Source organism: Chryseosolibacter histidinae (genome assembly GCF_018598225.1).
Lineage (GTDB): Bacteria > Bacteroidota > Bacteroidia > Cytophagales > Cyclobacteriaceae > Chryseosolibacter > Chryseosolibacter histidini.
The window spans coordinates 1-23,024 of record NZ_JAHESF010000060.1 but is presented as its reverse complement, the minus strand read 5'-3'; the positions used below and the strand labels follow the sequence as shown (position 1 = coordinate 23,024).

Annotated in this window: 23 protein-coding genes and 1 pseudogene; 8 read left to right on the top strand and 16 right to left on the bottom strand. The window is 49.2% G+C overall.

Annotated features, from left to right (window positions below; all coding sequences use genetic code 11):
* Positions 1-29 precede the first annotated feature (29 nt).
* The 4 genes from KK083_RS30255 to KK083_RS30240 all read right to left on the bottom strand — a co-directional run bounded on the left by KK083_RS30255 (position 30) and on the right by KK083_RS30240 (position 4,842).
* A complete protein-coding gene (locus KK083_RS30255) occupies positions 30-2,387 on the bottom strand; it encodes an ABC transporter permease (RefSeq protein WP_254169898.1) in 2,358 nt (785 codons plus the stop codon).
* 90 nt (positions 2,388-2,477) lie between these two features.
* On the bottom strand, positions 2,478-3,095 hold the full coding sequence (locus tag KK083_RS30250; RefSeq protein WP_254169897.1) for an HAD family hydrolase: 618 nt from the start codon (positions 3,093-3,095) through the stop codon (positions 2,478-2,480).
* A 7-nt stretch (positions 3,096-3,102) separates the two neighbouring features.
* A complete protein-coding gene (locus KK083_RS30245) occupies positions 3,103-4,155 on the bottom strand; it encodes a glycosyltransferase family 9 protein (RefSeq protein WP_254169896.1) in 1,053 nt (350 codons plus the stop codon).
* Positions 4,156-4,224: 69 nt separating this feature from the next.
* Positions 4,225-4,842 (bottom strand): DUF4254 domain-containing protein, encoded by a 618-nt coding sequence (locus KK083_RS30240; protein WP_254169895.1) that lies wholly within the window; start codon positions 4,840-4,842, stop codon positions 4,225-4,227.
* A 140-nt stretch (positions 4,843-4,982) separates the two neighbouring features.
* On the opposite strand from KK083_RS30240, the gene KK083_RS30235 reads away from it, so the two are divergent.
* From KK083_RS30235 to KK083_RS30215, 5 genes are all read left to right on the top strand, one after another.
* Positions 4,983-5,576, top strand: coding sequence for a hypothetical protein (locus tag KK083_RS30235; RefSeq protein WP_254169894.1), 594 nt, complete (start codon positions 4,983-4,985; stop codon positions 5,574-5,576).
* Between the two features lie 103 nt (positions 5,577-5,679).
* Entirely contained in the window at positions 5,680-6,258 is a 579-nt protein-coding gene (locus KK083_RS30230) for an RNA polymerase sigma-70 factor (RefSeq protein WP_254169893.1), read from the top strand.
* A 1-nt stretch (position 6,259) separates the two neighbouring features.
* Positions 6,260-7,261 carry a FecR domain-containing protein gene (locus KK083_RS32705; RefSeq protein ID WP_254169892.1) on the top strand — a complete coding sequence of 334 codons (1,002 nt, stop codon included), beginning with the start codon at positions 6,260-6,262 and terminating at the stop codon, positions 7,259-7,261.
* The gene (locus tag KK083_RS30220) at positions 7,251-9,194 is read left to right on the top strand and encodes an STN and carboxypeptidase regulatory-like domain-containing protein (RefSeq protein ID WP_254169891.1); all 1,944 of its coding nucleotides are present in this window, start codon (positions 7,251-7,253) and stop codon (positions 9,192-9,194) included. The genes KK083_RS32705 and KK083_RS30220 overlap by 11 nt, the downstream gene beginning before the upstream one ends.
* A gap of 220 nt (positions 9,195-9,414) precedes the next feature.
* Positions 9,415-9,810 carry a response regulator gene (locus tag KK083_RS30215; protein ID WP_254169890.1) on the top strand — a complete coding sequence of 132 codons (396 nt, stop codon included), beginning with the start codon at positions 9,415-9,417 and terminating at the stop codon, positions 9,808-9,810.
* A gap of 47 nt (positions 9,811-9,857) precedes the next feature.
* Here the strand turns inward: KK083_RS30215 and KK083_RS30210 are convergent, their stop codons facing one another.
* From KK083_RS30210 to KK083_RS30170, 9 genes are all read right to left on the bottom strand, one after another.
* Positions 9,858-10,721, bottom strand: coding sequence for a sigma-70 family RNA polymerase sigma factor (locus KK083_RS30210; RefSeq protein WP_254169889.1), 864 nt, complete (start codon positions 10,719-10,721; stop codon positions 9,858-9,860).
* A gap of 427 nt (positions 10,722-11,148) precedes the next feature.
* Positions 11,149-11,436, bottom strand: a complete 288-nt coding sequence (locus tag KK083_RS30205; protein WP_254169888.1) for a hypothetical protein — start codon at positions 11,434-11,436, stop codon at positions 11,149-11,151.
* A 352-nt stretch (positions 11,437-11,788) separates the two neighbouring features.
* Positions 11,789-12,487, bottom strand: a complete 699-nt coding sequence (locus KK083_RS30200; protein ID WP_254169887.1) for an alpha/beta fold hydrolase — start codon at positions 12,485-12,487, stop codon at positions 11,789-11,791.
* On the bottom strand, positions 12,488-13,609 hold the full coding sequence (locus tag KK083_RS30195) for a fatty acid desaturase family protein (protein ID WP_254169886.1): 1,122 nt from the start codon (positions 13,607-13,609) through the stop codon (positions 12,488-12,490).
* A gap of 148 nt (positions 13,610-13,757) precedes the next feature.
* Positions 13,758-14,417, bottom strand: a complete 660-nt coding sequence (locus KK083_RS30190; RefSeq protein ID WP_254169885.1) for a phosphatidylserine decarboxylase family protein — start codon at positions 14,415-14,417, stop codon at positions 13,758-13,760.
* 202 nt (positions 14,418-14,619) lie between these two features.
* On the bottom strand, positions 14,620-15,894 hold the full coding sequence (locus KK083_RS30185) for a Glu/Leu/Phe/Val family dehydrogenase (protein WP_254169884.1): 1,275 nt from the start codon (positions 15,892-15,894) through the stop codon (positions 14,620-14,622).
* A 182-nt stretch (positions 15,895-16,076) separates the two neighbouring features.
* Positions 16,077-16,508 carry a DoxX family protein gene (locus KK083_RS30180; protein ID WP_254169883.1) on the bottom strand — a complete coding sequence of 144 codons (432 nt, stop codon included), beginning with the start codon at positions 16,506-16,508 and terminating at the stop codon, positions 16,077-16,079.
* A gap of 67 nt (positions 16,509-16,575) precedes the next feature.
* Positions 16,576-17,424, bottom strand: a complete 849-nt coding sequence (locus KK083_RS30175) for a phosphatidate cytidylyltransferase (RefSeq protein ID WP_254169882.1) — start codon at positions 17,422-17,424, stop codon at positions 16,576-16,578.
* A gap of 2 nt (positions 17,425-17,426) precedes the next feature.
* Complete coding sequence (locus KK083_RS30170; protein WP_254169881.1) at positions 17,427-18,371, bottom strand: CPBP family intramembrane glutamic endopeptidase; 945 nt, start codon at positions 18,369-18,371, stop codon at positions 17,427-17,429.
* A gap of 52 nt (positions 18,372-18,423) precedes the next feature.
* Between KK083_RS30170 and dusB the strand changes: the two genes are divergently transcribed.
* Positions 18,424-19,425, top strand: coding sequence for a tRNA dihydrouridine synthase DusB (gene dusB / locus KK083_RS30165; protein ID WP_254169880.1), 1,002 nt, complete (start codon positions 18,424-18,426; stop codon positions 19,423-19,425).
* A gap of 52 nt (positions 19,426-19,477) precedes the next feature.
* Here the strand turns inward: dusB and KK083_RS30160 are convergent, their stop codons facing one another.
* The 3 genes from KK083_RS30160 to KK083_RS30150 all read right to left on the bottom strand — a co-directional run bounded on the left by KK083_RS30160 (position 19,478) and on the right by KK083_RS30150 (position 21,307).
* Positions 19,478-19,927, bottom strand: coding sequence for a GNAT family N-acetyltransferase (locus tag KK083_RS30160; protein WP_254169879.1), 450 nt, complete (start codon positions 19,925-19,927; stop codon positions 19,478-19,480).
* A 35-nt stretch (positions 19,928-19,962) separates the two neighbouring features.
* Positions 19,963-20,805, bottom strand: coding sequence for a glutaminyl-peptide cyclotransferase (locus KK083_RS30155; RefSeq protein ID WP_254169878.1), 843 nt, complete (start codon positions 20,803-20,805; stop codon positions 19,963-19,965).
* 97 nt (positions 20,806-20,902) lie between these two features.
* Positions 20,903-21,307, bottom strand: coding sequence for a hypothetical protein (locus KK083_RS30150; protein WP_254169877.1), 405 nt, complete (start codon positions 21,305-21,307; stop codon positions 20,903-20,905).
* A gap of 257 nt (positions 21,308-21,564) precedes the next feature.
* Between KK083_RS30150 and KK083_RS30145 the strand changes: the two genes are divergently transcribed.
* Together KK083_RS30145 and KK083_RS30140 are read left to right on the top strand one after the other, a co-directional pair.
* Positions 21,565-22,449, top strand: a complete 885-nt coding sequence (locus KK083_RS30145) for a DMT family transporter (protein ID WP_254169876.1) — start codon at positions 21,565-21,567, stop codon at positions 22,447-22,449.
* Positions 22,450-22,588: 139 nt separating this feature from the next.
* Positions 22,589-23,024 (top strand): annotated as a pseudogene (locus KK083_RS30140) (hypothetical protein); the annotation flags it as partial.

The following is a 23,024-nucleotide window of genomic DNA, read 5'->3' as shown; positions in this document are numbered from 1 at the left end:
GGTATTTTTTATGCTTCGTCCGAACATTTTTATTCGTTGCGCAGCGCATCCACCGGGTTTGCGATGGCTGCTTTTATAACCTGGAACATAATGGTGAGCAGCGAGATGATAAGCACACACAATGCGGTAGCGGCAAACAGCTCCCAGCGCAGGTCTGTGTGATAGGCGTATCCCTCCAGGAACTTCTGCATCAGATAATATGCCACCGGGCAGCCAATGACCGCGGCAATGATGCTCAGCTTCATAAAATCGCCTGACATCATTGACACAATACCTGCTACAGAGGCGCCGAGTGTTTTGCGGATGCTGATCTCCTTTCTCCTGCGCTCAGCGGTATAAGCGGCAAGCCCGAGAAGACCGAGGCCGGAGATAATGATGGCCATCACCGTGAATCCAAGTGCCAGTGAACCGGTTATTTTTTCGTTGCTGTAGAGCTTTTCAAAATCATCTTCCACAAATGAATATGTAAAGGGATATTGGGGGTTGAATTTTTTATAAAGCTTCTCCAGACCTTCAACCGCTTCTTTCGTTTTTGTTCCTTCAAATCTCACGAAGGCCATACCTGTCCACTCGGGCTTGAGCATAAACACGATGGGATCTACTGCCTCGTGCATGGACCGGCTGTGAAAATCGCTTACCACGCCGATCACTTTTCCGGGATTTCCCCACTGCGTGATCTGAGTGCCCACCGGCTCCTGCAGGCCCATGACCTCCACCGCGCGTTGCGTCAGAATAAACGTGCTGGTATCGTTGAATTCTTTTTTGAAAAACCTTCCCTCCTGCAGCTCAAGTCCCATGGTTTCGAGAAAATCGTAATCCACCACAACAGTTCTGAAGAATATCTGGCTGTTATCGGGTTTGCCGGGCCAGCCTACGGAACCGTTCTGGTTTTCCACCTGCACCAGGCTGTTGTTTGCCTTCGACACTTTAACAATGCCTGGAAGCATCAACGCTTCATTTTTAAAGGTTTCAAAATCCTTTCCAAGATTTCCCCGGGCGCTGAATGAAAGTACCGATTGGCGGTCATAGCCGACGTTCTTATTGCGGATGAACTCAATCTGGTTGTAAACCACCAGTGAGCTGGCGATCAGGATCACTGTAAGGGCAAACTGAAATACCACCAGGGCCTTGCGCAACGAAGCGCCGCCCACGTTTTGCGAAGCACCGCCCTTCAGCACCTGCACCGGCTGATAGGAAGAGAGGTAGAATGCCGGATAACTTCCCGCAAGGAAACCGGTAACCACAATGATCAGAAGCACCATTGAAAGAAAAGCAGCATCGGCTATGCTCACGGTGATCTGTTTAGACACCAGTGTATTGAACATGGGCAGCAGCAGGTATACCACGGCCAGCGCAAGGATCATGGACAGCAGGCTGATCATTGTCGATTCTGCTATGAACTGAAATATCAGCGACTTCCGCTGGGCACCCACCACTTTGCGCACACCAACCTCCTTGGCACGGTTGGCGGCTTTGGCAGTAGCCATGTTCATAAAGTTAATACAGGCGATCACGAGGATAAACACTGCCACGATGGAAAATATTCTCACATACTTGATGCGTCCGCCAACGGGTTTTCCATTCTCGAATTGTGAGTACAGGTAAGTCTCGGTGAACGGCTGCATGTAAAAACGAACATTGTCCCGGTCCTTATCGGAGATATTGATCACACGATCGTTGATCCTTGCATTGATCGCTTCCACCTGTGAAGCATCGCTGAGCTTCAGGTACAATGGATGATCGTAGTTACCCCAGTTGAATCCGTCGCCACGGCTCTTTTTGTACACTTCGAAAGGAAGGACGTAACTGAACTGCAGGGAAGATTCTCCTTTTACATCGGCAAACACGGCGGTGACGGTATAATCGGTCCGGTTGTTCACCTTTACAACCTTGCCGATGGGGTCTTCATCGCCGAATAATTTTTTAGCCAGCGTGTTTGAAACAGAAATAGAGGTGATGTCTGTGGAGTCTGTATTGGGTTTTCCTTTCAGGATGCGGAAGCTGAAAAGCTTGAAGAAATCCGGGTCGGCATAATAGCCGTTCTCCATAAAGCCTTCGTCTTCATATTGAAACAACTGGTTACCGGTAGTCATGGTGCGCACGGCCATTTCAACGCCGGGAATATTGTCGCGGATATCTTCTGCCAGCGGACCCGGTGTGATGGGCCAGGTCAGGATCTCGCCTTTATTGAATTCAAGGTTGGCTATAACGGAGAAGATCTTCTCACTATCGGCGTGAAAGGTGTCTTTGCTGGTCTCGTCATGTACCCAGAGGTAAATGAACAGCGCACAGCTCAGGCCTGATGCGAGCCCGAAAACGTTGATGAAAGAATAGAGCTTCTGCCGAAGAAAATTACGGATGGCAACCGTAAAGAAATTTCTGATCATGATAACAGTATTTTCAGTAAGGATAGCAAATTAAGCATGAAGTTGCATTGCCTCCTCCTGAAATTACATGAATTCGCAGTACCGGTGCGCTCAGTTCAATAACCCGATCTGGGTCAGGTGTGCTCTGAGCTGCTGGGGGTTCTGAAATTGAATGGCGGGAAGCCCGATCTTCCGGGCGCCTTCAATGTTCTTGATGTTATCATCGATAAAGATCGCCTTGGAAGGATCGATCTTATACCGGTCGAACAGGATCTGGTAAAATTCCGGGAACGGCTTGCGCGTTTTCTCCACGCCTGAAACCACGATGCCTTCGAACCAATGTAAAAACTTAAAATTGTCAAGGGCCCATGGAAACGTTTCCGCTGACCAGTTTGTGAGCGCATAAAGCCTGTAGCCGTTCGATTTTTTGATCGCCTCAAGGATCTCTACGGTCTCCTGGATCGGTCCGCTGATGGTTTCCTGCCAACGGCCATACCAGGCGGTGATGGCTTCTTCCCATCCGGGGTGTTTCCTGATCAGCTCGCGGGTTGCCTCTTCAAAAGATCTGCCTGCGTCCTGCTCGTCGTTCCATTCGCTGGTGCAGATGTTTTGGAGAAACCAGTTCACTTGTTCCTCGTCTTTCAGGATCTTGCGGTATAAGTATCGTGGGTTCCAGTCGATCAGGACTCCGCCGAGATCGAAGATTACAGTTTCAATTTTTTGGGGCATCGATTTATCAGGAAATTCTTTGTAGGATTTTTTCGGCTATGTTCTCTGCTGTGATCCTGGTAAGGCAGGGGAATCCTCCGACATAACAGCTTTCCCTGCCATACACAGAGCAGGGTCTGCAGGGCAGCTCAGTGCGGCTGATCTGAATGATACTTTCTTCACCTTTCCCCAACGGTCCGAAGCCCACATCAGGATTTGTTCCTCCCCAGACCGATAACAGGGGTACACCCGCCAGCGCAGCCAGGTGCATGTTGGAAGAATCGACACACAACATGAGGTCAAGGTTCTGCATGATGGCGATCTCCTGCCTGATCTTCAACTGGTCGGCCACCACTTCACAGTGACCGGGAAACTTCGCCTTCAGGCTTTCAAAATATTTTACCTCACGTGGTCCGCCGCCAAACAGCAAAAATTTGGCAGGCATCTTCTCCAGTATTTTTTGGATAACCGTTGCGTAGTTTTCAAGGGGCCAGATCTTGGATGCGTGCATGGCGAACGGTGCTATGCCGATCCATTTCTCTTTCTTCTCCAGGCTCTTCTTGGCCAGCCATTCATTGGCCGTAGTTCTGATAGACTCGTTCAGGTTGAAGTACGGCGGTGGCAGCAGGTCAAAAGTAAAGCCCGCCTTCTCGAACGCCTTCTTGTAACGTTCAACGGTGTGGGGCAACGGGGCCACTACCTTATTCTCTTTGCGGGCGAATGCCTTTTTCTCGTTACGGCCTTTGTTAAAGACCACCACTTCGGTGCCGAAGATCTTGAATAACGTTCTCAGGAAGATCGTCCTGATGTGGTCGTGCATATCGATCACCAGGTCGTAATCGGCTTTCCGGATCAGTGTGCGAAAAAGATCGCGCATCCCGAAAATGCCATTATAGGTGTAATCTACGTCTGCGGGGAAGACCACCACCCTTTCCATATCGTAAAAAAAAGGTGCAAACTTCGGGCGTGTAACAACGGTGATCTCAACTTCGGGGTTGGCTGCCGTAAGCGATCGTATGACCGGCACCAGCAGCACCACATCGCCCATGGCAGAAAAACGAAGAATTAAGATTTTTTTCAATGACACAGATGAAGGTAAAAACGGATCAATGGAAGATTATCATACGAAACGTTAAGCGGCTGTTATGGTTTACTGGCCGTTCTTTTTCTGGTTGTACAACATCGGATTCAGGCTTGTATCATTATACATCTTCATCTGACGGTACACTTTAAATTTCCTGTTTCCGTTCAATACATCCTCCAGCAATTCGTCATAGGCAGCACGCATGTCATTTTTTTGCTCCAATAACACGCTTAGCTTCTGTGTACACCTGGCGATGTGATCGGGCGAGGCATCTTTCCGCTCGGTCTGTTCTTTCATGTGATAGATCTTCAGCATCAGAATGCTCATGCGGTCTAGCAGCCAGGCCGGTGTTTCTGAGTTCATTCTCGCCCCCGGCTTCGGTTTCACATTCCTGAAATGTTCGAGGAAATGGTCGTCTACTTTTTCAACTGTATCGGTGCGGTCCTGGTTCGACCTGTCGATCCGCCGTTTGATCTCTATACCGTCATAGGGGTTAATATCGGGTTTCCTGATAATGTCTTCCAGGTGCCATTGAACAGTGTCGATCCAGTTCTTGTGATAGAGCAGGGCTTCGAAGCTGCCGTCCGGAAAGGGATTTTTGATCGGTGCGTCAACATTGTCGTGCACATGATAATCATCGATGCTTTGCTGGAAAACCTTATAACACTGATCAGCCGATAACATAGGTGTAAAATAGGGCGCAATTTAAAAGAATTAACCTATATCAGGTACGAAGTACGAAGTACGAGGTACGGAAATTCCGCTTTCAGTAGCACAAGCTCGGTTTTTCTTCGTACTTCGTACCTCGTATTTCGTATTTCCACATGTCTTCTCATCATTTTGTTAAAGAAGGCCAGGAACCCGCCCTGCTGATCATGGATGCGCTCGGCCTGCCGCTGATAGAACCGCTGCTGGAATGGGCTCCGCAGGTGATGGTTTTTGAAAATGCGCTGGACCAGGTGCTGGACTGGGGTATCAAGATCGATGTTGTGATCGCAAAACCCGACTCCGGCGAAATTCTGGCCCGGAAACTTGAATCGCAGGCGCCGGTAAAATTCCTGTCGGACAATGCCGGCGAGGATGTTGATCTGGCCCTGTACTTCCTGATCAGTACCAGGCAAAAGGCAGTATCGATCGTGACCGCCAACGCTGATGCGCTTTTCGATAAGCTCGACACTTTTTTGCCACAGCTGGGGATCACCTTACTGACCGATACCGTAAAGTGGTCTGGCATCGCTTCCGGATCGTACAAAAAATGGCTTCCGGCCGCAAGCAGGCTTCTGGTGCACGGCTATGCAATGCCTGAACTCCCTGACGGGTTGAAAAGATCGGACGGGGCTTACGAAGTCTTGCGTGATGGCTTTGTGACCATGGCCCCGGGTACGCCATTTTGGGTGGGAGAGGTCATCGGAAATTAATTTATTTCACCGTAGGGGTTAATCATCGGGCAATTGTCATAACTGAAATACCCGCAAAAACGTAAATTACACCGATTTTAAACCTAAAAGAATCTAAAACGCGGTGAGTTTACCTGAACAACAGCAAATTGAAGCGCTGACAGCGGGCGATGAAACTGCTTTTGAGATGATTTTCAGGACTTACTATCAACCTTTGTGCAGCTACGCCTACACCTTCCTCCAGGACAAAGAGGAAGCTGAAGAGATCGTACAGGGCACGTTCTTGTCCGTGTGGGAAAAACGTGATACCCTGACCATACACACCGCCGTGAGGCCTTACCTGTATGCCATGGTGCGTAACGCCTGCCTTAATGTGATCAAACACGAAAAGATCAAGCAGAAACATGCCGTGGAAGAAGTTGCGCTGGCGCCGCATAGCCATGACTCTGTGACCCACGCCGTGGCCTCATCAGAGCTGGAGGCAAAGATCCAGGATGCCATGGAAAAACTGCCCGAGCAGTGCCGCCTGGTCTTCAAGCTCAGTCGTTTTGAAGAATTGAAATACGCAGAGATAGCTGAACAGCTCGACATCTCGGTTAAGACCGTGGAAAACCACATGGGCAAAGCGCTGAAGATCATGCGCGAACAATTAAAGGATTACCTGCCCTTACTCCTTGTTTTGATGAACGGATTTTTGAACTAACGTGGAAAGCACTTCTAACCATATTGATGAACTGATCGGCAAATACCTGTCGCACGAAGCTTCGGCTGACGAGCGTACACGGATAGAAGCCTGGCTGGGTGAAAATGATGCTAACCGGCGCTACTTCAACCAGTTCAAAGTTATCTTCGACCGCGCTGTGACAGTGAAAGACCTGCCGCAATTTGATACCGATGCAGCCTGGAACAAGGTGAGGTCAAAGCTTCATCAGAAGCCTACAGCTAAGACGGTAACGATGCAGCCTTCGGGCATTGGCCTCGTGTGGCGCATTGCTGCGAGTGTGTTGCTGGTAATGGGCGTTGGGTTCTTCGCTTACCAGCTGCTGAAACCTTCGGCACCGGTTTCCATGGAGGTTGCCACCAATCAAAAATCGGAAGCGGATACCCTGCCCGATGGAAGCGGTGTATACCTGAACAAGGAAACGCAGCTCGCCTATACGTTCGACAAAAAGAAAAAGGCGCACGTGGTAAAGCTGAAAGGAGAAGCCTATTTCAATATTCAGCACAACGATGACAAGACATTCATTATCGACGTTGACGGCGTGATGATCAAGGATATCGGCACTTCATTCAACGTAAAAGCCTACCCCGAATCGAACACTGTTGAAGTGGTGGTGGAAGAAGGCGAGGTAATGTTCTATACCGAGAAAGACTCAGGCCTTTATCTCAGGGCTGGCGGCAAAGGTGTGTACAACAAGGTCTCCAAAACTTTTACCGTAGAGCAGGCCGATCCCAATGTCACCGCCTATAAGACCCGGTTCTTCATCTTCAGCGATACAGACCTTGCCACGGTGGTGAACGAGCTCAACGAGGTATACAACAAGAAGATCGTAGTGGGCAGTCACCTGGAGCAATGCAGGCTTACGGTGTCGTTCAACAACGAGACCATTGAGGAGATCGCCAACGTCATTGCTGAAACCCTGGGGCTCACCACAAAGATATCTGGTAACGATATTGTGCTGGAGGGAAAAGGCTGTGAAGAATAAGACCACTCCCCTGTTTGCAGCGGCATTCCTCGCACTGATGCTCTGCTGCGTGGCGGTACGTGCCCAGAACAGCACTCCTTTTCTCGAACGTACCATGACCCTGGCGTTGCACGACGAGCGCCTGGACGATGTGCTCAAAAGAATTTCCCGGCAGGGCGGATTCACCTTCAGCTACAATCCCTCCATTCTGCAGGCAGACAAGATCGTGAGCTACAACTTTGTCAATAAAACCGTCAGGGAAATACTGGATCAGATCTTCCAGGGCACCATTCAGTACAAAGCGCGGGGCAAGTACGTCATCCTCACCAAAGGCATCGCCAAGTCTTCAACCAAAGAACCTCAGCTTTATTCAGGCTACGTGGTGGATGAGGCTACTGGCGAAAGGTTGAAGCACGTGAGTATCTACGATCCTGTAACACTCACATCTACGGTCACCGACTCGTACGGATATTTCGAGATCGAGATCGATAAGCCTTCCAAAGACCTGCGGCTGGCCATCAACAAACAGAACTATACCGATACACTGCTGGTGATGCCTTCTTCGTCAGGCAAGCTGCTGAACATTCCCCTGAAGGTGAACACCGAAAAGATCGCAACGCTGGCCGACAGCGTGGGCGAAAAGCTTCGGCGTTTCTGGAAAAAGACAAAGATCTTCTCGAAAGAACAGGCCAACATCGCCAACATCAACGATACACTTTACCGGAAATCGCAGGTATCGCTTGTACCTTTTGTAGGAACCAATCATGCGCTGAGCGGTAACGTGATCAACGAATATTCTTTTAATATTATCGGCGGTTATGCCATGGGTGTGCGCAAGTTCGAGCTTGGTGGTGCATTCAATATCATCCGCGGAGATGTTGAGGGCGCACAATTAGCGGGCTCATTCAACTTTGTTGGAGGCGATGTGAAGGGGGCGCAGATGGCAGGTATCTTTAACGCCAATTACGGCACCACGGAGGGTGCGCAGCTGGCGGGGGTGTTCAACTTCAACTGGGGCGAAGTGCGAAATTTTTCGATGGCAGGGGTCATGAACTTTGCCACGCATGGTTCGCGGGCCGTTCAGGTGGCCGGCGTGGGGAACATCACCGCAGGGAATCAGGAAAGTCCGCATCTTGCCGGACTTTTTAATTTATCAACCGGCAGTGCAAAGGCGCAGATTGCGGGCAATTTCAATTTTGCAGCAAAGGATGTGCGCGGTGCTCAGGTTGCCGGGGTGATGAACCTGGCCGGAAAGAATGTTAACGGTGGCCAGGCTGCGGGTGTGCTGAACTTTGCAGCGAAGGAAGTGAAGGGTGCCCAGATCGCCGGTGTGCTCAACGTTGCAGGAAAGAAAGTGAGGGGCGCGCAGATAGCCCCCGTGTTGAATTACGCCACCCGGGTTGAAGGCGCCCAGGTGGGATTGTTCAATGTCACCGACAGCATCAAAGGTGTACCTGTGGGATTGCTGAGCATCGTTTTAAAAGGTTACCACAAGCTCGAGGTGTCGGCAGACGAGGTCTTTTATACCAACGTAGCGTTCCGCACAGGGGTGCGCCAGTTCTACAACATCCTCACGGCAGGCGCCAGGCCATCCACGTTCAATGGTGAAGAAACGTTGTGGACCTTCGGATACGGTATCGGCACCGCGCCCAGGCTAAGCAAAAAATTATTCCTGAATGTTGATTTGACCAGTAGCCAGATCGTGCAGGGAAACAACCTCGATGCCATCAACATGATCAACAAGGCTTACCTCGGTGTTGATTTTCAGATGCTGAAACATTTGTCAGTGACCGCAGGCGCCACCTTCAACGCTTATTTTACGGATCCCACAGCAGAGGGCTACAAGAATATATTCACCGATTACCAACCGAATTTTCTCTACAACAAGAATGCAGACCCAGACCTGAATGTAAAGATGTGGATCGGGGGTAAGATCGGGATCAGGTTTTTCTGAAAACATCCGTAAATCGCCACCTGTTGCCGGATCGCCTGTAGCAGCTTTTAAGGGCAACGAACCGGGTACAAACTATAACGCTCCTACCGTGCGCAATTCAAAGTGATCCGGCCTGCCAAATCACATTGGCATCATTTGTTACTATCTATCACTCAGGGGACCAGTGTTTATTATTTTAAGCAATTTTATAGTCGATACTGCCTGTTAAAAAAAGCACGATATGGCTATAAAAGGAGAGGGCGTAACAATTCTGATCGTAGATGACAATGTCGACTTTCACACCATTGCCACCGCATTGTTCAGGCGATTGGGCTATTCTGTTAAATCGCTTTTCGTGGGAGATACGTTGCTGGTGTTATCAATGGCAGCTTCATGTGACATCGTTTTGGTAGATGTAGACCTGCCTGGTGACAGCGGTGTCGACATCTGTAAATCGATTAAGGCCGATCCGCGCACTGCAGGTATTCCGGTTATCCTGATCAGCGGCAACGCAGATATTGAAATACTCTGCCCGCTGTCAAAATCAGATGCCTGCTTACTTAAGCCCTTTTCCTCAACTGATATCGCAGAACTGGTGAAAAAGCTGCTTGGAAAGGCGATCGAGACTGAACATTAAATACCAGGAAAACAATTCCCCACAACGTTTTTGAGTTGAGCCAGGCACTACCCCAGAAATGATTTTAAGGATCTGTGCCTTGAGGAGTATCTTAACCTACGTGTAGCCTTCTCTTTGATCTGGCGCACCCGCTCTCTTGTCAGATGCAGTCTGTCACCGAGCTCCTCGAGTGTCATGGGCGCGTTGCCATCCAACCCAAAATACAATGTCATCACTTCACATTCCCGAGCGGTTAACGTGGACAGTGCCCGTTGAATTTCCGTCTTTAATGAGTCGGACAGCAATTCTGAATCAGGCATTTCATACTTTGTGTCGGCGATAATATCCAGCAGAGAATTTTCCTCACCTTCATGAAAAGGTGCATCCACAGATACGTGCCGTCCCGAATATTGCTGGTTTTGGGCGATCTCCTCTGCGTTTACTCCCATTGCCTGGGCCAGCTCGTCAGTGGTTGGATCGCGCTGGTATTCCTGCTCAAGCACTGAAAATGTTTTCAGCAGCTTGTTCAGCCCGCTTACCCTGTTCAAAGGCAGCCTCACGATCCGCGATTGCTCGGCCAGGCTTTGCATGATGGATTGCCGGATCCACCACACAGCGTATGATATAAACTTGAATCCACGCGTTTCATCAAACCTTTTTGCAGCTTTGATCAAGCCCAGGTTTCCCTCATTGATCAGGTCGCCAAGGGTCAGGCCATAATTCTGGTATTGCTTGGCAACAGAAACTACGAACCTCAGATTTGCTTTGGTAAGCTTTTCAACGGCAATAAGGTCTCCGCCGCGAATACGCCTGGCAAGGTTTACCTCTTCTTCTGCTGTGATCAGACCGAGCTTGCCGATTTCCTGCAAATATTTATCAAGAGACTGCGTTTCGCGGTTGGTGATCTGTTTTGAGATTTTAAGCTGCCTCATTCTCATTCAGGGCTGTTAAAGGATTGGATTTTTACTGGCGGGGTAATGAATTTCGACAGAGAAGCACGTATCAATTTAAAGCAGGCTCCCCGTAATAATGCGCCCATATTTCGAACAACTTTTCGTCTATCAGCGGATTTAGCCGAATAAGGTTTCCGCTTGTAAACATTTTTTCGTGCAACACCTTCAACTCGCCGTTCTCATTCTCCCAGCGAACATCGCACAACACTTCATCGCCAAAGTTTTTCACAGGCACTATCAGTGATTTGGCAGACGGAATGTTATAATGCACGTCGTATCGCTTTTGTTTAAAGTCAATGATCTTATCAAATGGATGTTCATAGATTTTGTTTTTAAATGTTGTTTGTCATGAACGCGATCACAGGCTGTTCCGATCAAGATGTCGCTTATCACTTCAGGACAATTATCAATAATGTTTATCCCTGTGGCCTGGACGGTTATATTCTTCTTCGCGGAAATTATTCACCCACCAGGTTGCGAATTTTGAAGAAGGAAACTCCTTCGCAAGCTCAAATGCAAAGTGCGTGACCGCCTCCTCAATGGTTGTACCTTGCAACGAAAAACGTTTGTCCTCACTGGCAATGTAGAAGTATCCGCCTCTTGAAATTAATGTAATGCTGATGTCAAGATCACTATCGTATACGTGCTGAAGCACTTCCCCTACATAACTCCTATCAATAATTCTCTGCGCCATACGTCAACGGTTTAATGATATTGCTAAATGCTGACCGCTTTGGGGGAGTGAAAGCACTAAAGGTCAGTGAATTGAGGAGAGATAAGAAACCACTTTTCCTGGGGCAGGAGTCCTGGCAGTGAATTATAAGACCGCAATTGCTTCTCTGAAGGTACGGACAATATTACCGGAAACCTATTTTTAAAAAATCAATCGAGAACTTTATCACCGGCAGCTGTGGTCGCTGCGTTAGTTGCCGGAGTAGCCAGTTCAGGTCAGACCATCTATCTCATGTCCTCTTCGAACAAAACACAAAACGTGAAGGCGTGGACTCACAGACCCGGCAACAGGCAACCGGTAACCGGCAACAACTTTAAACTTTAGACTTTAAACTCTCCCCCAGTACCCTGTGCAGGAACTTCACATCCACGCGCTCTATCGGGTGGGGTGTTTTTTCGAGGGAAGCAAATTTTCCGTGTGGGAGGGCTTCGGCTACTTTTTTAGAGAACATCAGGTCTGCCATGTCATCCTGGTCTCCCAACAATACTGTTACATCGTGGGTAATGGTTTCCAGGATCTCCAGCGTCAGCAAGGGCTTATGGCCAAGCGCTGTCATCATGGTGGCGGTTTTGTGAAGGAGCTCTTTCCAGTCGTTGGGGGCGTGGCGATGTTGTAATATTCTCGCGAACGCAGGGATCTTCTCTTCGATCTTCTGCGGATCTACTTTCTTTACTTCTCTTTCGGCGGATTCGGGTGTCCAGTCGAACTTCGTTCCCAACGTCACGATCCTGCCTATGCCTGACGGATGTTGATGCGCCAGCCAGAGGGCCACATAACCACCCATGCTGTAGCCAAAAATGTCGGCGGTCTTCAACTCCTGTGCCTGCATAAAACGCAACACATCATCGGCAAAGGTCTCGATGCCGAAATCCTTTCGGAAAGATTCGCCACTATGGCCTGAAAAATTGAGGGAATAGACAGTTCTGCCACTTGCTTCCAGTGCCACTTTCAACGGATCGAGCTGTGTCTTCGACCCCAGTGCTCCGTGAAGAAGCAAAACAGGATTTGTCATTTAATAGCCGGCTGTTACAGTTTGAGGTTGCAGCACCGGTTTTTCACCCAATTGTTTCAACAGCTTCGCATGGCTTACCAGCGCCCCGATAAAGGTAGGCTCTGATTTGTATGGAAGCCCGAACTCATGGGCAGTATCTCTTACGATAGAAGAGATCTTCCGGTAATGTACGTGACAGATATTCGGGAAGAGATGATGTTCAACCTGGAAATTCAAACCGCCCACATACCAGTTGAGCACGCGGTTGTTGTTCGCAAAGTTTGTGGTGGTGAGCAGCTGATGGATCGCCCAGCTGTTCTCCATTTTTCCGTGCTCATCGGGCATCGGATACTCTGTGCCGTCGATAACATGCGCGGGCTGGAAGATAATGGCGAGGATAAAACCGGCAATGTAATGCATTACCAGGAAGCCGAGGAGAACCTGCCACCAGACCAGGGAGAGGATCACCGCCGGCAACACGCCGATGTACAGCACATACAACACTTTGGTAGCGATCAGGATAGCCCACTCCGCGAAGATGTTGGCCTTCTGTTTCTTCACCATACCGTCTTTCTGATAGCGGATGATGCGCACAAAATCTTTCACTACTACCCACACCAGGGTAAGCAGTCCGTAAAAGAACCACGCGTAGATGTGCTGAAAGCGATGGATGAATTTCCAGTCGCCGTAAGGTGTCATGCGCAGGATGCCGCGCGGGCTGATGTCTTCATCCACGTCATGAATGTTGGTATAAGTATGATGGAGCACGTTGTGCTGCACTTTCCAGTTAAAGGCGTTGCCACCCACCAGGTTCAGCGAGAACCCGAGCAGGTTGTTGACCCATGGCTTCCGTGAATATCCGCCGTGATTGGCATCATGCATCACAGACAACCCAATACCTGCAATACCAAAGCCCATCACCACGCACAGACCGAGCATCACCCACAGGTTTGTCACCACGCCCGCCATCATGAGGATATACGGTGTAAAATAAATGGCAAACATCGCGAAGGTTTTGAACTTCATCTCGTTGTTGGCGTAACGACTGATGTTGTTCGATTTGAAGTACTCGTTAACGCGCTGATTCAACGTTGAAAAAAAGTCAGCACGGGCCGAAGAAAAGCGGATGGGGTTTGAATTCATAAAGAGCTAGTAGCGTAAAAAGTCTTTCTATAACGGGTTTACAACAGAAAGATTCTCTAAAGCTATGAATAAATAAAAAAATAAACGAGCGTTAGGAGTGCAAATACAGGATAGTATGTGTACTATTCTACGTGGATTTACGCAGATTTTAATCCAATTCTGCAATTATGGTGCGGCCACCTTTGGTCACATCGCCCACCTTCACAACGATTTTGGCATTGAGCGGGAGAAAAATATCCACCCGGGAGCCGAATTTGATGAACCCGAACTCCTGTCCCTGGTCAAGCTTATCACCTTCTTTCACATACCATTTGATGCGTCGTGCCAGCGCACCTGCGATCTGGCGGAAAAGGATCTCTACACCATTGTTCATTTTCACAGCAATGGTAGTGCGCTCGTTCTCCGTGCTCGACTTCGGATGCCACGCCACCAGGTATTTACCTGGATGATATTTGAAGAAGCTGATCGATCCACTCACCGGCATACGGTTGACGTGAACATTCACCGGCGACATAAAAATAGACACCTGCTTTTTCCTCTCCTTGAAGTATTCGGTTTCTTCTGTTTCTTCGATCACAACCACTTTGCCATCGGCCGGCGCCAGCACATGTTTTGTATTCTGTGTAATGGCAAACACGGGGTTCCTGAAAAACTGCAGGATCAGAATATAAAAGATAACGCTGACGAAAATGACGGAATTCTGAATGAGCACGCTCCCGGGGAAATAAAAATAGATGCCGATGTTCAGGGCAAAAAGAACCAGCAGCAATACAAATAATACGATGTGCCCTTCACGATGTATGGTCATAAATGAGAAGAATTTAGAATATAGAATTTAGGAGTTAGAATGATACCGACGCAATTTAAGAGCGTAAATTTAAGAATTTAGAATATAGAATTCAGCAGTTAGCATAAATACAAAAGCAGGTTCCATTACCTGCTTCCGTGTAGGGTTTCAGCCATTCTAATCCCGATAGCTATCGGGGCTAACGCCTATATTCTAAATTCTTTTAATAGCCTCCCCGGTATTTGTAGGTCTTGGCTACCTTATCGATGGCCACCATGTAAGCAGCGATCCTCATCGGCACATTGTATTCTTTCGAAGTTTTGTAGACGTTGATGAAGGCATCTTTCATGATCCGGTCAGACCGGCGGTTCACGCGGTCAGCGGTCCACTTGTAGCCCAGGCGGTTCTGCACCCACTCAAAGTAAGAAACAGTAACGCCACCTGCATTGGCGAGGATGTCCGGCACCACCATGATGCCTTTTTCATTGATGATATTGTCGGCTTTCGATGAGGTGGGACCATTGGCACCCTCCACGATCAGTTTTGCCTTGATGTTGGGAGCATTCTGGCCGGTGATCACATCTTCTGTGGCGGCCGGTACTAACAGGTCTACGGGCAGGGTCAGCAGGTCGTCGTTGGAGATCTTCTGTGCGCCGCCAAAGCCTTCAAGCGAGCCTTTGTTCGCCTCGCGGTACTTTGAAGCAGCCTCGATGTCGATACCCTTTTCATTGAAGTATGCGCCGGAGATATCGCTGATGGACTGCACCAGCAAGCCACGTTCGCTCAGCAGCTTTGCCGCCCATGAACCCACGTTTCCAAATCCCTGCACGGCACAGGTAGCCTTATACGGATTGATCTTCAGCTTTTCCATGGCGGCCATGGCAGACACCATTACACCGCGGCCTGTTGCTTCTGTTCTGCCCAGTGATCCACCGAGCACGATAGGTTTTCCAGTAACCACTGCGTGGGTTGTCATACCCTGCACCCTTGAGAACTGGTCCATCAGCCATGCCATTTCACGCGGGCCTGTTCCCATATCCGGAGCGGGAATATCGCGGTCAGGACCAAATACATCGGCCATCGCCTGCGTATAGGCACGCATCAGACGTTCAATCTCACCGGCCGACATCTCACGCGGATTGCAGGCCACGCCACCTTTAGCGCCGCCGTACGGAATATCCACCACGGCACACTTCCAGGTCATCCACGCCGCCAGGGCTTTCACTTCGTCGAGGTTCACGTTCACATCAAACCGGATCCCTCCTTTGGAAGGACCCAGGATGGTGGAATGAATAACGCGATAACCTTCGAATACCCTGATGGTTCCGTCATCCATTGTCACCGGAAGTGAAACGATCACCTGCCGTGCCGGATTCTTTAAAACATTGTAGATCTCGTCTTCAAGTCCCAGGATCTGTGATGCTACCTGGAATCGTGACATCATGGCTTCGAAAGGATTTTCTCTGTCTTTCAGCGGGGCCGGTTCGATATATCCCATAGTACGGATGAATTATGCCAGTTTTGAATGATAAACTTTAATGCCAGCGGGTTTATGATGCTGGTTTTTTAATGATCTAAAACGGTTGCAAAGATAAATAAATAACACTCAGGCAGTCGGTTTTTAAACGAAAATGAGCTACGGCCGAAATGACATAGAACATTTTACTTACCAGCCGAATATTAAAATTTATTTCTGTGATTGAGCCAATCGTCAAGAGAAATTTTTCCCGCACCAAAGAATAAAAAGAAAGCGGAACCGAAAAGCATCATGAGCGCTTCAAAAGATTGCTGAAAAGTAGTGCCCTGGTGAGCGATGTACAGGGCGCTGATAAAATTAACGATCATCACCAGGGCTGCAGGTCGTACAAAGGCACCCAGCAGGTATAAAATGCCACAGATGAACTGCGCATAAACGGAGACATGGGCTGCGGCAAGGGGGTACGGTACGCCATGCTGCTCCAGGAAATTCCTGAACTCGATCATGCGCTCCCAGCTGAATACATTGTCCTGCGTTCCATCGATCAGTCTCCAGCCAATGATCAGCCGGAGAAAAACGGCGCCATAATCTTTGCGCTTTTCAAAAAACCGGTCGAGTTTGCTGAACAGTGACATAGCAGGGTTTGGTGACGGTACAGGGATGACATTCTTTTGAAGGATGTCATCCCTGGAACTAACGATGTTAAAAGATCTCGATGTAAGCCACGATAAAAGGCGCGGAGATCAGCAGACCATCAAAACGGTCGAGAAAACCTCCGTGGCCGGGCAGTGAATCGCCTGAGTCTTTGATCTCGATGCTTCGCTTCAGCAGTGATTCAACCAGGTCGCCGAACGTACCCCCCACAATGATGATGAGACCAACGATGATCCAGTCGATAAGCGAGAGCGTGGATTGCTGACCGATAGATTCAAAAAAGAATGGTAGTCCAACAGCAAACGCCATGGCCAATGCCGCGCCTCCGAAAAAACCTTCCCATGATTTTTTGGGGGAGATCCGCTCGAACAGTTTCCGTTTCCCGAAAAATGTTCCGGCGAAGTAAGCACCGGTATCGCTGGCCCAGAGAATGAAAAGACAACCGAAGATGATCTGGTAATGGTAATGGCCATTCTCAAAAGCAGCAATATTGAGCAGCGCAAAAGGAACCGCTACATAAAAGATCCCCAGAAAAGTGAAGGCAATGTTTGTAAAAGGTTTGCGCTCGAATTTTTTGTAGAGCTTGATCATGTACACAAACGAGATCAGCGGAAAAATGAGGAAGTAATACCGGTACGAGACCAGCTGCATTTCGATGAGGAATGAAAGCACAAAAACCAGGATGCCACAGAAGGTGCCGAATACTTTCTGAGGCGCCAGTCCATCAAGGCCTGCCAGCTTGTAGAATTCCCACAACGCCAGGGTGCAGATGAAAAAGAACACCGCGAAGTAGGTCCATGGGCTATAACAGATCGCTGCGATAATGCCGGCCGAGCCAAGTAAACCTGTAATGATGCGCTGGGTAAGGTTACTGTATTTTTTCAGGGAAGATGTCACGATCAGGAGATAGAGGGTTTACGATGCTGGAAATATCGGTGGAAATAAAATAACAGTGCCGCCGTCATTAAAGTACAAATAATCACCACGGTGATAGGCGCAGATTCCGTGCTCTCCATATCGTATTCAAAGGCGCCCTGCTGATAAAAATACATGGCCATGACGGATACTCCGTTGTTCACAAAATGCGCCAGGATTGCGAGTGTAAGGTTTCCGGACCAATAGTATAAATATCCGAACAACGCACCCAGCAGCACACGGGGCACGAACCCGAAGAACTGAAGGTGGATGGCACTGAAGAGCACCGCCGCGATCCAGACAGACGCGTGAACATTTTTGGTGGCGCGATGCAATTCGTTCTGGATCAGCCCCCTGAAAACGATCTCTTCGCCGATGGCCGGCAGCACTGCGATAACGATTATGGCGATGAGCAGCTCTCCCTGTGACTTGAACCGGGTGAGGAATTCCGTGAGCTCGGCGGCTGTATCTTCTTTCTCCCGCGCCCAGGCTTCAAACTTGCGCGCAAGCTCAAAATCCGGAAACTTGAAGTTGCTGTTCCATTCAACAAACACGGAATTCACGGCCATAAAAATGACCACCACAAACACCGTGATCAGTATCGGTACCCATTCCGTTTTTTGGTTCCGGAAAAATTCCGCCACGGCCCTGCCACTCCGCGCCATAAACAATGCCGGCACCACGATCAAACCGATCAGCGTGGCAAATCCCTGGATGATATAAATCGGGACCTTTACTTCCGGGTGATTGATGGGGTCCTGGATGGCCGCAAAAAGCTCTTCACCGCTGCCATTATAGAACGGCATGGCTGCGAAATACCCCACAACGGGGCCTACGAAGACGAACCCCAACCCCACGAGCCCCAGAATGATGATCAGGTTGGCGACAGGGTGTCTTTCGGGGCGTTGACTCAAATCATTTTCCAGCATCTTAAAATTGGCTTAACTTTGCGTCTTGCTGTGGGGACAGACAGCGGCAAATATGGCGAAAATTGGTAATATAGACTTAGGTGATTTTCCACTCCTGCTGGCGCCGATGGAAGATGTGAGCGATCCGCCTTTCAGAGCGGTATGCAAGGAGGGTGGTGCTGACCTCATGTACACGGAATTCATCTCATCGGAGGGGCTGATCCGCGATGCCGTTAAAAGCCGCCAGAAGCTTGACATTTTTGAATACGAGCGGCCCATTGGCATCCAGCTGTTTGGTGGCGACATTGGCAATATGGTGCAGTCCGCGGAAATTGCGGCTGCTGTAAACCCGGATCTGATCGACATCAACTACGGCTGCCCGGTGAAGGCCGTGGCATGCAAAGGTGCCGGTGCCGCGCTTTTACAGGACATTCCCAAGATGGTGAAAATGACAGAGGAGATCGTGAAGTGTACCTCCCTGCCTGTTACCGTTAAAACCCGCCTGGGTTGGGACGACAACTCAAAGAATATTGTTGAGGTTGCCGAGCGGCTACAAGATATTGGTATCAAAGCGCTGACGGTTCACGGCAGAACCCGCGTGCAGATGTATAAAGGCTCGGCCGACTGGACGCTGATCGCCAGGATCAAGGAGAACCCGCGCATGCACATCCCCATCTTCGGCAATGGTGACATCGACTCGCCGCAAAAAGCGCTCGAGTATAAGAACAAATATGGCGTTGATGGTATCATGATCGGTCGTGCCGCCATTGGCTACCCGTGGATCTTCAACGAAGTGAAGCAGTACCTGAAACATGGTGAGCGGCCCCTGCCTCCTGATGTGGCCGAACGGATCCGCGTAACAAAAAAACATCTTGATTTTTCTATCCGCTGGAAAGGCGACCGCCTCGGCATCTTCGAAATGCGCCGCCACTACACCAACTATTTCAAGGGCATGCCTGATTTTAAACCCTACCGCACCAGGCTTGTGGAAGCGGACAATGAAAGTGAGGTGAATACTATTCTGGATGAGGTGAGCGAGAAGTATGCGGGGATTATGGTTCCAACGGAAAGGTGAGTTTTTGAGAAGAGATCTTCGGAAGGAATTCGGAAAGAAAAGAAGTAAGGAGTCAGGAGCTACCTGATAATTCGAATAAAATATACGGCCCATCTTCTGACACCGCCTCCGATTTGGCGTGCCATTGATTGCGTTCATAAAATTTTATTGCCGATACATTGCTTTTCAGGCACTTCAAAGTTATCGGATACTGAAGTCTGCACACCATCTCTTTCAGTAGTTTGGTTCCGATGCCGTTATGCTGGTATTGATTATCAACATACAGGTGATGAATGAAATTGTCAGGTATCCAGGCCGATATAAATCCAACTATTTTATTACCAATTTTTGCTACAAGAATAAGCTCATCTTTGGTATCATCGTCAAAAGCGCCAAGCTTGAAACGAGATGTATCCAACCAGATAAAACTGGCTTGTCGCACCTGAAGGTACAATTTCTGTAGTACGCTCCTGTCTGGTTCAGCAAATGGGAGAATATCCACCAGGTTCAACACTGTTTCCATACAAGCCAGGTTCTTCAGTTCGCTTTATTTGCTATTCAATACCTGAACTTGATCGCATAAATATTCGGCCACAGCTTACCGGTGACGTATACGTTGCCAGTGGCGGGATCGAGCGCGATGCCGTTCAATTCCAGGGCGTGGCTGTTCTTTGACCGGGCATCCTGTACAAGTGAGGTAAGGTCGATGCGGCCCACCACTTTACCTGACGGATCTATCTTCACAATATAGTGGGTGGTGTACACATTCGCATAGATAAAACCATTGATGTATTCCAGCTCATTGAGATTTGCTACCGGCCCCTTGTTGTCAGAGACATTGATCGTTTTTACGGGCTTGAGCGAAGCAGAGTCAAGATACGTGAGGCGGTTTGTGCCATCGCTCATGATCAGGTGCGTGCCGTCAGTGGTCATGCCCCACCCTTCAGCGCTCGGAAAGTTGAACTCACGAAGCTGCTTAAATGTACGGGCATCGTACACAAAACCAACTTTGGTTTGGTAAGTAAGCAGAAAGAGCTTGTTGTTCAGAAAGGTGATGCCTTCGGCAAAGTACCGATGTTTATCGAGGATCACCTTCTTATGAATAACACCTTCCGTCAGGTCAACAATACCTGCTACCGAGCTTGTCTGTGGCAGGTCATCCGGCGCACCGGAGCTCTCGTACAGATCTCCTCCATAAACCTGCAATCCTTCCGTGAACGACGTAACATCATGCGGATGCGTGGCCACAACGCTGTAGTTGATGGACGCAACAGCATCTGATGGCGATTTCACTGTGCCATTATCTTTGTCGGAGCGTTTATCACAGGCTGCGAGCAGGCACAACGTGATGGGTAACAGGGTACTATTTCTTAAGGCGCGTACGGAGTTCGAAAAGTTCAAAGTTTGGAGTTTAAAAGTTTAAAGTTTGAAGTTTAAAGTTTAAGGTTCAAAGTTTGGGGGAGTCAGGCGGCGATCTGTTAAAATAATGGGATGCAGACTAGCTGATGATCCACATGATTTCCCGGTAGTAGATCCGGTCGGAGATGGGGACCAGTCCATTCTTCGTGGTTTCAAGGTCGCGCTTCTTGCGGGCGAAGTCATAGATGATCTGCTCGGAAGAAAGAGAGAAGCCCGGCCTGGAAAAGACCACGACACTATCGAACTCTGTTTTCTTGTCGTATGCTACTTCAACATTCCACGCGTTCAGTTTTTTGAGTCGTTTCCGGAGGTCTTCATCACGCAGCGTGTCGATGTTCAGGCGCCTGATCTTCTTCTCCAGAACGATGCTGGCGGTTTCGCCAATCAATTCCTGATTTCTGCTGGCCTTACCTTTGGTGATGTGGCTGATGGAACAGCTTACCAGGAAGCACAACACCAGACCGGGAAGCAATATCTTTTTCATGGTTGTCAAATATACCAAAATAGTCCACAGTCGACGGTCCACAGACCACAGCCGGGTAGTGATGGGCTTTAATCGTACCTCGTATCCCGATAGCTATCGGGACGTACCCCGTACCTCTCAGAGACAGGAAGCAAGCAGATTTAGCACCCACTGTCCGTGGACTGTTGACCGTGGACCGTGGACTAATCCGCAAGATTCCGGTTTGAAATACTGCCCGGTTTGCCAATCTTTGCCCGCTCAAATCCGTACACGCTGGCATGTCAGTTCCTGAAAATAACAAAACAACGTCTCTTACGCTCCTGATCCTGCTCTCGCTGATCTGGGGCACTTCGTTTATCCTGATGAAACGTGGTCTGCTGGTGTTCTCACCGGGCGAAGTAGGATCCATACGGGTGGTGGCGGCTTCCATCTTCCTGCTGCCCATCGCCATCGTTCACCTTAAACAACTCAACGGCAAACATTACCTGCAGCTTCTTGCGTCAGGACTGATGGGTATTTTCATTCCTGCTTTTCTTTTCGCCACGGCGCAGACCCAGCTCGAAAGCTCTGTTACGGGCATCATGAACAGCCTCACCCCCATCTGTACCCTGCTGGTCGGGGTGTTTCTATTCGGGCAACCTTTTCGTACACAGTCACTGTTCGGTATCATCATCGGCCTGGCCGGAACGGTCGTGCTCATCTTCGCAAAATCGGGTGGCAGCATCGGCGGCATCAATCACTATGCCCTCCTGGTGATCACGGCCTGTGTGCTCTATGCGCTCAACCTTAATTTCATCAAATACAGGATCACCGAGCTGAAGGCCCTGACCATTACCAGCGTTTCCATCATGCTCATCAGTCCGCTGGCGCTGACCTATCTGCTGGGATTTACAGATTTTACCCATAAGCTCACGGCCGAACCGGGGGCATGGCAGGCGCTGGGCTATATTGTGCTGCTGGGCATCATGAGCACCTCAGTGGCTACCATCCTTTTTAACCTGCTGGTGAAGATCAGCAATCCGCTGTTCACCAGTTCGGTCACCTACATCATTCCCATTGTAGCGGTCATGTGGGGCCTGCTGGATGGAGAACAGCTTGTCATAGCCCATTTCATAGGCATGGTGGCGGTGATCGGAGGTGTTTACCTTGCCAACAAAAAATAATTTCTGCGCAAAACCGCACTATCACCGCGCACCCACCTGCTTATTTGCATCAGATTTGCTTGAATAATGCATTTTATTGACATTAACCGGGATTGATTTTTTATTGCATATTCCCGGAGCACCGGAAAGCTTTTCGCGCATGAGAACAGGCAGGTTTATCGTTTTTTTAGCCGTTTTGGCCCTGCCCGGAATGCTTTTCGCGCAGGAGAAAAAAGATACCGTCAGCCAGGATACCACCAAGGTTCAGCATGTTATTGAAAACATCAAGAATGCAAAGGTTCCGAAGAGGCTTCTGAAGTCGATCACCCGCAAAAGCCAGACAAATCCCACGCAGGCCGTAAAAAGTGAGGACGCTTTTATTCCCTTCGAGGGAAAGATCATCCGGCACATTGAAGTTCGTCACATCGGGTTTGACCGCACAGTCTACGACACCACCCGTAACATCAAGAACACGGTGAGCCGCATCGGCAATGCGCTTCACAGCAACTCCAAGGAGTGGCTCATTCGCGACAACCTGTTTATCCGCGAGAACAAGGCGCTCAATCCTCACAAAATGGCCGACAATGAGCGATACC

Coding starts and splice junctions, on each gene's coding strand:
- KK083_RS30255 (WP_254169898.1), bottom strand. CDS start 2,387: ATGATCAGAAATTTCTTTACGGTTGCCATCCGTAATTTTCTTCGGCAG.
- KK083_RS30250 (WP_254169897.1), bottom strand. CDS start 3,095: ATGCCCCAAAAAATTGAAACTGTAATCTTCGATCTCGGCGGAGTCCTG.
- KK083_RS30240 (WP_254169895.1), bottom strand. CDS start 4,842: ATGTTATCGGCTGATCAGTGTTATAAGGTTTTCCAGCAAAGCATCGAT.
- KK083_RS30235 (WP_254169894.1), top strand. CDS start 4,983: ATGTCTTCTCATCATTTTGTTAAAGAAGGCCAGGAACCCGCCCTGCTG.
- KK083_RS30215 (WP_254169890.1), top strand. CDS start 9,415: ATGGCTATAAAAGGAGAGGGCGTAACAATTCTGATCGTAGATGACAAT.
- KK083_RS30210 (WP_254169889.1), bottom strand. CDS start 10,721: ATGAGGCAGCTTAAAATCTCAAAACAGATCACCAACCGCGAAACGCAG.
- KK083_RS30205 (WP_254169888.1), bottom strand. CDS start 11,436: ATGGCGCAGAGAATTATTGATAGGAGTTATGTAGGGGAAGTGCTTCAG.
- KK083_RS30200 (WP_254169887.1), bottom strand. CDS start 12,487: ATGACAAATCCTGTTTTGCTTCTTCACGGAGCACTGGGGTCGAAGACA.
- KK083_RS30195 (WP_254169886.1), bottom strand. CDS start 13,609: ATGAATTCAAACCCCATCCGCTTTTCTTCGGCCCGTGCTGACTTTTTT.
- KK083_RS30190 (WP_254169885.1), bottom strand. CDS start 14,417: ATGACCATACATCGTGAAGGGCACATCGTATTATTTGTATTGCTGCTG.
- KK083_RS30185 (WP_254169884.1), bottom strand. CDS start 15,894: ATGGGATATATCGAACCGGCCCCGCTGAAAGACAGAGAAAATCCTTTC.
- KK083_RS30180 (WP_254169883.1), bottom strand. CDS start 16,508: ATGTCACTGTTCAGCAAACTCGACCGGTTTTTTGAAAAGCGCAAAGAT.
- KK083_RS30170 (WP_254169881.1), bottom strand. CDS start 18,371: ATGCTGGAAAATGATTTGAGTCAACGCCCCGAAAGACACCCTGTCGCC.
- dusB (WP_254169880.1), top strand. CDS start 18,424: ATGGCGAAAATTGGTAATATAGACTTAGGTGATTTTCCACTCCTGCTG.
- KK083_RS30160 (WP_254169879.1), bottom strand. CDS start 19,927: ATGGAAACAGTGTTGAACCTGGTGGATATTCTCCCATTTGCTGAACCA.
- KK083_RS30150 (WP_254169877.1), bottom strand. CDS start 21,307: ATGAAAAAGATATTGCTTCCCGGTCTGGTGTTGTGCTTCCTGGTAAGC.
- KK083_RS30145 (WP_254169876.1), top strand. CDS start 21,565: ATGTCAGTTCCTGAAAATAACAAAACAACGTCTCTTACGCTCCTGATC.